The following is a 12,770-nucleotide window of genomic DNA, read 5'->3' on the forward strand; positions in this document are numbered from 1 at the left end:
GATTATCGTAAAGTTTTTGCTTTTTCTTCAAATAGTATTGAAAAAGGAATCAAAATTAAATTGTACCGTATCCTTTGTAAAGGGTACGGTATAATTTAATTAAATATTAATTACCTTAATGAATACTGCTTCTTAATGTAATTCTGATATTCCCCACTAATAATTTCTTTCCACCACCACTTGTTATCCAAGTACCATTTAATGGTTTGTGCAATTCCAGTTTCAAAAGTAAAGGTTGGCCTCCAACCTAACTGCTCTAATTTTGTTGGATCAATCGCATAGCGTTTATCATGTCCAAGTCTGTCAGTTACAAATTCAATTAAGCCTTCTGATTTACCTAAAGTACTAATGATTGTTTTCACAACTTCTAAATTTGACCGCTCATTATGGCCGCCAACATTATAAACTTCACCATTAATACCCTCATGTAAAACTAGGTCAATAGCTGCACAATGATCAAGTACATGCAACCAATCACGGATATTTTTACCATCACCATACACTGGTACCTTTTCATCATTTAAAACACGAGAGATAGTTAATGGAATCAACTTCTCTGGAAAATGAAACGGTCCATAGTTATTGGAACAACGAGTAATGTTAACTGGAAGTCCAAATGTTTCATGATAAGCTCTTACCAATAAGTCAGATGATGCTTTACTTGCACTATATGGGCTATTTGGCTGTAATGGAGTTTCTTCCGTAAAGAATGTAGTCGGATCAAAATCAAGTTCACCATATACTTCATCTGTGGAAACATGAATAAATTTTGTTACCCCAATTTGTTTAGCAGCATCTAGTAATACTTGAGTACCTATTACATTGGTACGAACAAAAACTTCTGGGTCTGTAATAGAACGATCTACGTGACTCTCAGCTGCAAAGTGAACAGCATAATCAAACTTTTGGTTTTCAAACAGCGGCAAAATAGTCTCTCGGTCTGCAATATCTGCCTTTACAAAAAAGTAATTTTCTTTATTTTCAAAATCACGGTGTTTGGTTAAGTCTCCAGCATAGGTTAATAAATCAAGGTTATAAATATCATATTGCGGATATTTGTTCACCATATATTGAACAAAGTTTCCGCCAATAAATCCTGCTCCACCTGTTACAAGAATTTTTTTCCGTTCCATTATTTCACCTCAATTAGTAATTGATCTACGTATCGTTTTAATGAGTCCTTCCAATGCGATAATGGTACGAATCCGCTATCGGTTAATTTTTGTTTTGACAAACGGGAATTTTTCGGACGAACCGCTCTTGTAGGATATTCCTCTGTCGTAATGCAATTCACTTGTACCTTTTTTTCAGCCAGAAGAAAAATTTCCTTAGCAAACTCTGCCCAACTGCAAAACCCTTCATTTGTAGCATGATAAATACCATATTTATTTGTTAAGATCATATCAATTAGCAACCGAGCTAAATCAAAGGTATTTGTTGGAGAACCAACTTGATCACCCACAACATTTAACTCATTACGGGTTTCTGATAAACGAAGCATTGTTTTAACAAAATTATGCCCATTTATACCAAAAACCCAGGATATTCTTACAATAAACCAATTTGATAATAAAGATTGCACTACTTTTTCCGCTTCATATTTCGTTTTCCCATAATATCCCTCTGGATTGGGGCTATCTATTTCGACAAATGGGGCTTCGCCCTTTCCATCAAACACATAATCGGTGCTAATAAAAATGAACTTAGCACTTATTTCTTTTGCTGCGTTTGCCAAATACCTTGTTCCATTTACATTTACATCCCAGCAGTTTTCCTGATCATCTTCAGCTTTATCTACTGCTGTATAAGCACCACAATGAATAATGGCATCAGGATTTGCATCCTTTACATATTGATAAACAGCAAATTCATTAGTAATATTTAAATCTTTTGATCCAATACCCAGCATTTCATAACCACGTTTTATTCCTTCTTTAACCACATCATAACCAAGCTGACCAGTATAACCTGTAACTAGTATTTTCATCTATTACTCTCCATAGGTAAAATTATTATCAGCCTCACACAAAAGGGGGGCTTTTTCATCTTTTACTGATAATACCGGTGTTATTTCGATTGGCCACTCGATTCCTATAGAACGATCATTCCAAATAATACTGCGATCACATTCTGGAGCATAAAGCTCATCCACTTTATATTGAACTTCAATATCATCCGTTAATGTCATGAATCCATGGGCAAACCCTTTTGGAATTAATAACTGTTTTTTGTTTTCTGCACTTAGCTCTATCCCAAACCATTTCCCAAAGGTTGGGCTGCCTTTTCGAATATCTACTGCTACATCAAATATAATCCCTTTGGTGCAACGGACCAATTTCGTTTGAGCTTTTGGATTCAACTGGTAATGTAATCCCCTTAAAGTACCTTTATTTGCAGAAAATGATTGATTATCTTGAACAAAATCAATATCTATTCCAACATCCTTAAATATTGATTTATTGTACGTCTCCGTAAACCAACCACGATGATCACCAAATATTTTTGGTTCAATAATTTTTACCCCAGGTAAAGTAGTTTCAATAACTTCCATTTCAGTCACCCCAAAATTAATACTTAATCGCACCATTTGCTACTTTCAATAAATATTGCCCATAACCTGTTTTAGAGAACTTTTCTCCTGAATCAAGGAGCTTTTCAATTCCAATCCATCCATTTATATATGCAATTTCCTCAAGTGCAGCAATTTTTATACCTTGGTGCTCCTCTATTGTTTTTACAAAATTAGTTGCTTGTACTAAACTTTGATGAGTTCCAGTATCAAGCCATGTAAATCCACGTCCAAGAAGTTCAACTTCGAGTTCTCCCATTTGTAAATATGCTTCATTTACCGAGGTTATTTCTAACTCGCCACGAGCAGACGGTTTGACATTTTTCGCAATTTCGATAATCCGATTGTCATAAAAATACAAACCAGTAATGGCATAATTTGATTTTGGTTCCTTTGGTTTTTCTTCCACACTTAAAACTTTCCCATTCTCATTAAACTCTACGACACCAAAACGTTCAGGATCTTGAACATGGTATCCAAATACTGTTGCACCGGATTCCTTTTTAGCAGCACGTTGAAGTAACTTTCTCATGCCACTACCATAATAAATGTTGTCCCCTAAAATCATAGCAACTGAATCGTGTCCAATAAACTCTTCCCCAATTAAAAAAGCCTGGGCTAAACCATCAGGGCTTGGCTGTACTTTATATTGAAGATTTAAGCCGAACTGAGTCCCGTCACCTAAAAGTGCTTCAAAGCGTGGAGTATCTTCTGAAGTTGAAATGATTAATATATCACGAATACCTGCGAGCATTAGTGTTGAGAGTGGATAATAGATCATTGGTTTATCAAAAATAGGTAGTAACTGTTTACTTGTAACCATTGTTAATGGATAAAGTCTGGTTCCACTTCCACCTGCTAATATTATGCCCTTCACTTTACATATCTCCTTAGTTTTAAAATATTTCCAATAATCAGTAGGGAATTTATAATAAAAATATATCCTAAAATTCATTATAAAAAGATTGATTTTCCACGATTTAACTATTTAATTCAAATAAAAAGAATCATTGCTTTTTATATTCTTACAAAACAAATACCTAAAACTTTCACCTATTGAGATTGAAAATTCGGTCTATCCAATAAAGCGAGTTCTGATTTTCTGATATAGTAATACTATTACTTTCTCTCTTGCAATCAGTAGGATAGCTATATAAACAATACAACCTACTATTACCCCAACAGCAAATGAAAGAAACAAATTGTTAATAGCAGTTCTTATTAAGACTATCATTCCTCCCATAATTAGCGCTGCAATTAGGTAAGTAACAGAAGATTTACTTATAAATTTTACCTCTTTATATTTTAATTTATATTTCACTATATATAGCCTAATACCAACCGCACTAATTTCAGCAATGACTTGGACAATTCCAGAGCCTATAATCCCTATAGTAGGAATTAATACTATGTTCAAAAACAAACTTATAATGCTAGAAACAAGTGCTATATATAACCCAATTTTTTCTTTTCCGACTGCTACAATCACTTGATTTTGAAGATACCCAGATAGAGGGGAGCATATTACTGTTATTGCCATTAACTGTAACAAAGGTCCAGCTTTAAGAAAATCTGAACCACCTAAAATATACATTATGTTGGTTGCTAAACAAATAAAGGATACAGTAATAGGTATAGTAATAAATAAAATAAAGTTCGGTACTTCTGTTAAAAGTTCTTTGAATTTCTTTTCATCATTTTGTTGATAATAAGAAGCCCTTGGTAAGGTCACATTAGATATCGCTGTTGATATAGCAATACCCATACTTAAAAGTATTTTACTCCTATTCATATATGCAACGGCTTTAGTATTAATAAATAAACCTAGGAGTACTTGATCTAAATTTGTATAAATATTGACAATAAAAGTGTAGAAAAAGAAAATGCTCAGTCCCTTAAAATGACTAAATGGATTGATACCCTTAAAAGTAAATTTTACTATCTTCCTGCTATAAATATAATTTAGGATTCCACTTAAGCTTGTAGCCATTACACTAATTAATCCATATATAACGTAATTCTCAGTATGCTTTACAAAAATAAATATACAAATTAACGATATGGATTTGAAAATTAAACTTCTAATTGTAATATATCTATATTCTTCAATTCCTTGATAAAACCAATCAATGTCAAACAAATTTAATATTATACTTAAGGACATAATAAGATATAATGATAGCTCAGGAATAAAGGTCGTAACATTAAATATAGTACTAAAATAAATTGCAGTAGCAACTAAAGAAAGGGTACCATTGATAATTACAAGTTCCGAAAATACTTTACTAAGTCTTTCTTTATTATCTCGAGTTTTTGCTACCTCTCGAACTCCATAGGTTGTCGTTCCGAATGCAGCGAATAAAACAAACCAATTAACAACTGTTGTAGCCAGATTTACCTTTCCCAAATTTGAAGCACCAAGTATTCGTGATACATAAGGCGCAGTTATCAATGGAAAAAGCAAATTTAGCCCAATATAGAGAAAATTATAAAAAGCGTTTAGTGCTAATGACTTTTGCCTTTTTTTATAATTATCAAAAGTATTCTTCTCCACTAAGATTCTTTCTCCTTGTTGTACACTTAAGCTGAAAAGGATTTATTATTATACACTAATTATTAGGAAATCCGTGCAAATAACAATTTTTCAAATTAGCGTAATTTACTAAACTTTATAATACTGCTAAGAATTTTTAAAAATCCTGCAATAAATCGGGCTATTCCAATCCCAAACTGTGTAAGTTTAACACGAATTTATCCTGATAAAATCTTTATTAATTTTTTTTATATTTTTGCCTTTTAAAAGCAAATAATAAAAAGATAAATGAAAGAGCAAACGCAGAATTAGTAAATTGCCATCGCACCATTGTTGTGAATATACCCTGAATTAAAATCAAATAAATGGAAATGTTTTTTAAATTTGGTCTATATTTCACAAGGCAATATGAATAAGCACAAATACCACCATATATTAAAGAGCAAATAGCAACCCCAATCAAACCACCGTCTAAATAAAAATAAAAGAATGGGGTTACAAACGCATTGTAGATAGTTCCCTTCCCTATATTAACGAAGTTATCCACGTTAGATAAAACCAATGAATCTGCATATCCTTTTGGATAATCCAATAATCCAATGTTTTTTATTAATTGAAAAAAGGGTTTTAAATAACCACTCATAAAAGTCCAACCATTTGTATAAACTTGACTTGCATCTATTAACTTAAGCCTATAATCCAAATGGGGTATACATCCAGATAAATAAATATAAATTTGTTTAGTAATAGAGGCAGACGCTCCTCTCATAACTGTAACAACATAAATAGCAGAGATACCAACGATTATTGTGATAAAAATTGTCCGTTTAATTTTCTTGCTAATCTTAGTACGCTTTTTGAATATAAGTGATGCGAATATAAAATGTACAAAGATATAATAAAATATAAATCTACCACCACTTGTTACCGATGAAAGGGTCGCTAATAAAATTGATAAATATAATAACCTCTTATCTTTTCTTCCAACGAAAAAGTCAATAATTCCCAATGGTATCATTATTAACAGCAATGGTTCGTTAACATAATTTTCATACATAATTTCCCATGATGATCCTAGAACCGTCGTGCCAAATGAACCTCTTAGGTTACTTAAGGAATTGCCCTTTAAAAGCAATAATAATACGTCAAAAGATCGATAAAGCATGTATATTAAGGTTATAAAATATACAATATACAAAAAGTTATATCGCAATCTATATTTTTCTAAAGTATTATAAGAATTAATAGTAATTTTTTTAATAGGAAAAAAAACTGTTTTAATCATTAAGTAACCAATTAAGTAGCTAAACAATCCCACAGATATAACAATATAGGTATGCTGACTCGTTTCATATAAATCAAATAGGCATAATGAAGCTAATCCGATAATAATAGACCAAAATAAAAAGAAACCAGTAAGAGGATTGTATATGTTTTTCTCCTTTAATTTAGCTAACCAGGCAATTAATATACAAAATATAACAATATAATATTGCAAAACAATCTCTCCTTTTTGTATCCAAAGATGCACAATTTGCATATTATAAACCCTGTTCGTTTAAAAGCTTACTATTTATCTGGGTTGGGGAGAGAACACCTTCACTCTTTCCACTTTTAAATCTTTAAATTACAATTCTCCTTGTTTTATAAATTCTCATTTAAAAGGTCTAATATTTCTTTACTACAATTCCCTATAGTAAACTTATCAACTGCGTACTTAAAACTTCTTTTTCCAATGCGCTCTATTTCAGATCTATTATTATGAAGATATTCTATTTTATCCACTAAATCGTGTAAATCGTCAGGCCTATATAGTAAACCTGTTTCCATATCTTTTATCAATTCACTTGTGCCTGCACTGTTACGGCCAATCATTACCATGCAACTTAGCATACCTTCAATAGTTACACGCCCAAATGCCTCACTCCTTGAAGCAACAATACCAATGTCCATATCTTTTCTAAGCGCGTTCATATCTTTTACAAGCCCATGAAAAACAACATGTTTTTGTAATTTATTTGTATTTACATATTCAGATAAAACATCGAAATATTTACAATTTGTACTACCTGCAATATTCAGTATTAATTCGTAACCTCTTTCTATTAAAATCTTTACAGCTTTTAACGCCTCCAATTGACCTTTACCTTCACTCAAAGTTCCGGTAATCAGTAATTGTAAATTTCGTTTGTTTAGATTAAATTGGGGCTTTGGATTAATAAAATTCGGTGATATATCATTATAAATAATTCTTAATTTGTCTGGATTAATATTTTCTTCATGTTTTTGATACATACTTTTTGATATAACTACTATTTTGTTAGCATATTTATTTGCAAACTTAAAGAAATACCTTCTTCCAAAAAAGAAATCTATTTGTTGATCCTCTCTCCTAAATTCGCGAAAATGCCAAATGTGTGGGATTTTAAAGAACTTGCTAATTAATCCCCCAGCAAAGATAACACTTGTGTTTGTGTATACTAGGCCTATCTTGTATTGAGCTAATGTTTCCTTTAAATTATAAATATGGAAAATTGAAGATAACAAACGTGCCAATCTAATAGGAAATGCAATAAATTTCCTTATCCAACTTTGATTAATAGGCGCAACTAATTCCGTATAATAACTAAATATTATCGGAATACCTTGCTTGGTTAAATACTCTACCGCTGTTCCTTGTCTAGGAAATAACGCAACAATGTTTATCGAATTGTTCTTTATATAAGAGTCAAGAATATCTATTAAAGAGCGAGTAGCTCCACTGTAGAAGTCGGAATTATGAAACACAAATAATGCCGTTAACTTGTTATCATGATTAAAATTTGACATTAAAATTCTCCTTTTTTTCTTGTAAAAGGAAAGCAAAATATTATTCATAAGTAAATAATTTTGTTCTGTCTCTATCAAAATCCATATAAATAAATATACTTTTTCTACCTTTTCCTTAGAAAAACTTTTGTTTACACTTTCGAGAACTAAGTCTACTCTAGTTCATTGTTTTCGATAAGCGCCTTATATAAAGCTTCTAAATACCCATATCCGTACTTTTCATCCGGTTCCATATATCCACCTTCAGCCCATTCATTCCAAGCAAATAAAAATAGCTTGTCTTTCTTATATATATCTCTTGCATTTTTAATTTGCATTGTTAGGTATTTTTGGAATTTGTCGGGAGAAGCACCGGTGTAAACCATCCCTCTCTCTTTTCTTCTAGGGGTGTTATCCCAGTCCACAAAAGCACCAGGTAATGATTTTTCATTTGTCGGACCTCTGTGTAAAATTGCTTTCCAGGCTTCATCGTAATCTGTAAAACGTAATTTATTACCAACTACTCTTTCAGTTAAATTGAAGTTAAATTTTTTATCTAAAATACTAAGAGTGTTCCGTACTGAGGTACGAAGCTTATACATTGTTAGACCTGTCTTGTCATAAGAGCTAACCTTCATATCATGCAAAGCATATCCAGGTTGATATTCAATATTATATTTAAATCTGCTATCATCTTTATCTTCCTTGAGGTAAAAGGGCAGCTGTTGATAGGCAAAATCGATACCATTTAATCCACTTTTGATAGCTAACTCCTGCCAATAATCTAGCATATCATTTAAACAATCTATTAATTCAGGCCGATAAATCACAAAAAGTGGTTTGCCATCATCTTTGATATAATTATCATCAAGGAAATATGGTAGTAAGTAATTAAAATGTTCTTTCCACTCAGGTTTACCACCATATCTTTGAGCCATTAAAGTTTTCACATCTTTATCAGCAACCCAAGCATTTGTCCAGTTTTCATTTGCCCAACAAATACAATAAGGGTGATTAAGTTCTGGATTATCACGGAATTGTTCGACTGGCTTCTCTAACAATAATTTACCATCGAACCAATAGTGATAAAAACAAAAGCCATAAACTCCGTACTTCTTTGCCAATGAAACTTGCCATTTCATCACATCTTCATTTCGTAAATTATAATAGTTTTTATTAAGAGGTATTCTTGGCTGATCATGACCATCAAATAGAGGTTTGGCCTTTTTTACATTCACCCATTCAGTAAATCCCTCGCCCCACCAAGCATCATTTTCTGGAATGCTATGAAATTGTGGTAAGTAAAATGCAATTACTTTCATATTATTTCTCCTTCAAATAATTGATCCCATTTTTCTAATATCTTTTGATTATCCCAATTTAAAGCTGTATTAAATGCATTTTTCCCTAGTATATCTAAATAGTTTTTATTATTATTTATAAGAATAGAAAGCTCTTTTTCATAAGAATGTACATCATTGTGAGGTATTAGGGCTCCATTTACACCGTTATTTATGATATCCCTAGGTCCACTAGGGCAATCAAATGAAATGCACGGAATCCCAAAAGACATTGCTTCCAGAAGAACCATTCCAAATCCCTCAAATCTTGATGTAAATGCAAACATAGAGGCTTGCTTAAATATTTCTTCTACATTTTTTACAGGAGATAGTATTTCTACACAATCCACAAGACCGTTTTCCATAATAAATTTCTCAAGGTTTACTTTTTCCTCGCCACTTCCTACTATCCAAAGCTTCCAAGATCCAATTTTATTTTTCTGCTTTAATTTAAACCATATTTCCAATAATTTCATTTGCTGTTTATCGCTGGTTAATCGCCCGATATTTAAAACAATTTTACTATTTAATTGATTGGGTCTCCTCGCTTCAAATGTGGACAAATGTGGAATATATATAGCAGGATAACCATCTTGAATATATAATTGTGTATCCAATTTTGTAGGGATAGACAATTTATAAACTTTTGGATAAATTAATTTTTTTATAAAATTATAAACTTTATTGTATGCATACTTTGAACCATGTTCACTTACTATCAACTTTTCCTGAAATCTTCTTCCCAAGAGAAATATTTCAAAAGAATTAAGTGGATTAGAAGTGTAAATATAATCTGGATTTTCATATTTAATAATTTTTCTTAATTTTACTTGTGAAAAAAAAATGCTTTTTAAATAACTAAAAGCTCTTGAAATCCTACTATTCATATTTAATTTAAAATGTAAATTTAAAGGATTTATTCTTATGCTATTATTTAGGTCGTAAAATACTCTTCCAGAATCTTTTACCACTAAAACAACAATATATTTCTCAATCCACTTATTTGATAGATTAGAAATTACTCGCTCTATTCCACCTGCTGGTGCCATACTATCGATGTAAATTAAGATTTTTTTCATAACCTCTCCCATACTCCAGTATGATGATTGTATCTTTTAATTATTTTCGCCGGCGCTCCTACTATAACACAATAATCCGGAAATTCCCCTCTTACAACAGAGTTTGTCCCAACTACACAATGTTTCCCCAGTTTAGTTCCCGCTTGTATTGCTGCTCCATAACCAATGAAACAGTTTTCTCCGATTATAGTTTCTTTTACTATATATTTTTGATCCAATATATGTTTACCTACTTCTTGGTAGTCATGATCAATATTTGTTACAAATACATTTCCAGAAATAGTAGTATTTTTTTTTATAACAAGAATACCTTTGGAGGTAATATGAAAATTTTGTCCTATCGAATTATTATCTTCAATAATAATTTTACTATCTACCCCTATAGTTTCTAACCTTATCCCAGGGTAAATTCTAACCCTATCCCCAATTTCAACTCTAGAAACACCATCCAAAATTAATGGGGTGCCTATATAGGATAGATTCCCAAATTTTTTAAATGTTAGCTTATATATTAAACTTCTTAACCCCCAAAATACTTTTACTAACTTCATATAATTTACCTCATTTTTACAATCAAAATTCTTCGAATATATTTTATCCAATAATAAAATTTTAAAAGGTTATAACTAAAATGACTGAGGTGATTTAAATTTTTTAATTCATTTAGATTTTTTAAATTACCTTTATGCATTCCTTTTAAGTTAGCTGAGAGGCCACTATAACCAAATGATGGTTTTCCACTCCCGGTAATAACTAATGATTCAGAAATTATATAAAAATTATATTTAGAACAAATCCTTAACCAATAGTTACCATCTTCAGCATATTTTTGATCTTCGTCATAATATCCAACCTCATCTACTATCTTTCTTTTAAACATGGCAGTGGATGTTTGAGGGAACATTGTTATGAGCAAATCCCATAAGGATGCTTTATATAAACTATCTATTTTTTTAAACAAAATTTTAATAGTCTCATTGTTCCTAGTACATCCCAAAAAGTCTATTTCCTTATTTGAATTCATTATTTTCATTTGAATTTCAATTTTTTTAGGTAACCATTCATCATCGGAATCTAGTAGACTTATATATTCACCTTTAGCAATTCTAATCCCAGCATTCCTTGCAGCTGATACGCCGCCATTTTTTTTATCAATAATTTTTACTGGCATAAATCCATTGACTTTTGAATAATTTTTTACGACCTCTAAAGAATGGTCCGTTGATCCATCGTTTACGACTATTATTTCTTTTATTAAACCAAAGGCAGTTTGATTCTTTATTGAATCTAATGCTTTTATAATTGTATCTTTACTATTATACATAGGAATTACTACAGATATCATTTTGTTATCCCTCTAAAAATTAAAATTCATAATCATTTCAATGCAGCTTCTTCTGTAAATAAATTTTGATTCTTAAATTTTTATATACTTATTTTCTTCTTGGTTTACTATTGTACTTATCCAGCTCTGTAAGCTGTATTTTTTATAGATTTCGTCTTTGATTGGCTCGTACCCTTTTAATAAAAACTCTTCAATATCCGCCAAATTATGCTTTTCCAATACAAAAATATTATTCTCATTATAGAAGTCATACTTTTTGATATTCATATTTGTTGTTATCAGCTTTCTTTTTGCTCCAAGAGTCTCAATTGTTCTCATTGTTAAACCACTTTGTTTGTCATGAGGAATATCAAATACAGTTTTTGATTTCTTTAAAACAGATAGATGCTCTTTGTCCGATAAAGGAAAAAATTTAAATTCTCCGCCCTTTGCATTTTTAAATTCCGGTACACGAGCTTTATTATATAAGTATTGTAATCTATTTAAAAACATATAAGAAAAGATGCGTACCCCTTTTGATTCAAGTAAAGGAAACAACGCCTGAATAGTCTTATACCTATTCGGATGCGCAGTACATACACTGACAATATCGAATTCCCTTTCACAATCATTTCCTTGTCCCAGGTACTCATAAGTCTTTCCATAAAATAACGGAAGGAAGGTCAAAGAATCAATTTTTTCACAATCATCAGTATCAAACGAATAAACCCGGTCAAAAATTGGAATTAACTCCTCGCTGTTAGGATATAGCGTAAACGAATCCCACATATACAAGACAAACTTAGCAGATTTCTGGCGATTTCTTAATTTCTTAATCATATCAGGAGTGAAAACTTTGCAATTCACTATAAAAACCAAATCATAGTCTATTTCTTCTGTTTCTGACATAATCTTTTCAAAATACTTAATTACCAGGGAATTCATCATACTCCTTCTAATCTTTAACATTCCCTTTAGGAAAGAATTTTCACTAGGCCTGTCATTATAAAAGTCTACTAAAAACCCCTGTTCCTCAAACTCTGCGATTATTTGCTTATGATAATTAAAGAAGGGTGTACCAATATAAAGTACTTTTTTATTTCCCATTACCTTTATC

General features: G+C 31.2%; 12 protein-coding genes. All 12 read right to left on the reverse strand.

The annotated features are described in order from the left end of the window. Window positions 1–110 precede the first annotated feature (110 nt). The 12 genes from rfbB to ACZ5XR_RS25810 all read right to left on the reverse strand — a co-directional run bounded on the left by rfbB (window position 111) and on the right by ACZ5XR_RS25810 (window position 12,760). On the reverse strand, window positions 111–1,133 hold the full coding sequence (gene rfbB, locus ACZ5XR_RS25755) for a dTDP-glucose 4,6-dehydratase (RefSeq protein WP_464499279.1): 1,023 nt from the start codon (window positions 1,131–1,133) through the stop codon (window positions 111–113). Next, a complete protein-coding gene (gene rfbD, locus ACZ5XR_RS25760) occupies window positions 1,133–1,987 on the reverse strand; it encodes a dTDP-4-dehydrorhamnose reductase (RefSeq protein ID WP_464499280.1) in 855 nt (284 codons plus the stop codon). Before rfbD ends, rfbB begins: the two co-directional genes overlap by 1 nt. A gap of 3 nt (window positions 1,988–1,990) precedes the next feature. After that, entirely contained in the window at window positions 1,991–2,551 is a 561-nt protein-coding gene (gene rfbC, locus ACZ5XR_RS25765; RefSeq protein ID WP_464499281.1) for a dTDP-4-dehydrorhamnose 3,5-epimerase, read from the reverse strand. A gap of 16 nt (window positions 2,552–2,567) precedes the next feature. Beyond that, a complete protein-coding gene (gene rfbA, locus ACZ5XR_RS25770; protein ID WP_464499282.1) occupies window positions 2,568–3,446 on the reverse strand; it encodes a glucose-1-phosphate thymidylyltransferase RfbA in 879 nt (292 codons plus the stop codon). Between the two features lie 198 nt (window positions 3,447–3,644). After that, on the reverse strand, window positions 3,645–5,123 hold the full coding sequence (locus ACZ5XR_RS25775; RefSeq protein WP_464499283.1) for a flippase: 1,479 nt from the start codon (window positions 5,121–5,123) through the stop codon (window positions 3,645–3,647). A gap of 217 nt (window positions 5,124–5,340) precedes the next feature. Beyond that, window positions 5,341–6,600 carry an O-antigen polymerase gene (locus ACZ5XR_RS25780; protein WP_464499284.1) on the reverse strand — a complete coding sequence of 420 codons (1,260 nt, stop codon included), beginning with the start codon at window positions 6,598–6,600 and terminating at the stop codon, window positions 5,341–5,343. 146 nt (window positions 6,601–6,746) lie between these two features. Beyond that, window positions 6,747–7,931, reverse strand: coding sequence for a glycosyltransferase family 4 protein (locus tag ACZ5XR_RS25785; protein ID WP_464499285.1), 1,185 nt, complete (start codon window positions 7,929–7,931; stop codon window positions 6,747–6,749). Window positions 7,932–8,083: 152 nt separating this feature from the next. Next, the gene (locus ACZ5XR_RS25790) at window positions 8,084–9,232 is read right to left on the reverse strand and encodes a glycosyltransferase WbsX family protein (RefSeq protein WP_464499286.1); all 1,149 of its coding nucleotides are present in this window, start codon (window positions 9,230–9,232) and stop codon (window positions 8,084–8,086) included. After that, on the reverse strand, window positions 9,229–10,329 hold the full coding sequence (locus tag ACZ5XR_RS25795) for a glycosyltransferase family 4 protein (RefSeq protein WP_464499287.1): 1,101 nt from the start codon (window positions 10,327–10,329) through the stop codon (window positions 9,229–9,231). The genes ACZ5XR_RS25790 and ACZ5XR_RS25795 overlap by 4 nt, the downstream gene beginning before the upstream one ends. Next, window positions 10,326–10,880 carry an acyltransferase gene (locus tag ACZ5XR_RS25800; protein WP_464499288.1) on the reverse strand — a complete coding sequence of 185 codons (555 nt, stop codon included), beginning with the start codon at window positions 10,878–10,880 and terminating at the stop codon, window positions 10,326–10,328. The genes ACZ5XR_RS25795 and ACZ5XR_RS25800 overlap by 4 nt, the downstream gene beginning before the upstream one ends. A 5-nt stretch (window positions 10,881–10,885) precedes the next feature. Continuing rightward, complete coding sequence (locus ACZ5XR_RS25805) at window positions 10,886–11,674, reverse strand: glycosyltransferase family 2 protein (protein ID WP_464499289.1); 789 nt, start codon at window positions 11,672–11,674, stop codon at window positions 10,886–10,888. A 72-nt stretch (window positions 11,675–11,746) separates the two neighbouring features. Beyond that, window positions 11,747–12,760, reverse strand: a complete 1,014-nt coding sequence (locus tag ACZ5XR_RS25810) for a WaaS/CpsH family glycosyltransferase (RefSeq protein WP_464499290.1) — start codon at window positions 12,758–12,760, stop codon at window positions 11,747–11,749. Between the last annotated feature and the right edge of the window lie 10 nt (window positions 12,761–12,770).

Source organism: Neobacillus sp. Fa239 (genome assembly GCF_055395235.1).

Coding starts and splice junctions, on each gene's coding strand:
- rfbB (WP_464499279.1), bottom strand. CDS start 1,133: ATGGAACGGAAAAAAATTCTTGTAACAGGTGGAGCAGGATTTATTGGC.
- ACZ5XR_RS25785 (WP_464499285.1), bottom strand. CDS start 7,931: ATGTCAAATTTTAATCATGATAACAAGTTAACGGCATTATTTGTGTTT.
- rfbC (WP_464499281.1), bottom strand. CDS start 2,551: ATGGAAGTTATTGAAACTACTTTACCTGGGGTAAAAATTATTGAACCA.
- ACZ5XR_RS25795 (WP_464499287.1), bottom strand. CDS start 10,329: ATGAAAAAAATCTTAATTTACATCGATAGTATGGCACCAGCAGGTGGA.
- ACZ5XR_RS25800 (WP_464499288.1), bottom strand. CDS start 10,880: ATGAAGTTAGTAAAAGTATTTTGGGGGTTAAGAAGTTTAATATATAAG.
- ACZ5XR_RS25805 (WP_464499289.1), bottom strand. CDS start 11,674: ATGATATCTGTAGTAATTCCTATGTATAATAGTAAAGATACAATTATA.
- ACZ5XR_RS25790 (WP_464499286.1), bottom strand. CDS start 9,232: ATGAAAGTAATTGCATTTTACTTACCACAATTTCATAGCATTCCAGAA.
- ACZ5XR_RS25810 (WP_464499290.1), bottom strand. CDS start 12,760: ATGGGAAATAAAAAAGTACTTTATATTGGTACACCCTTCTTTAATTAT.
- rfbD (WP_464499280.1), bottom strand. CDS start 1,987: ATGAAAATACTAGTTACAGGTTATACTGGTCAGCTTGGTTATGATGTG.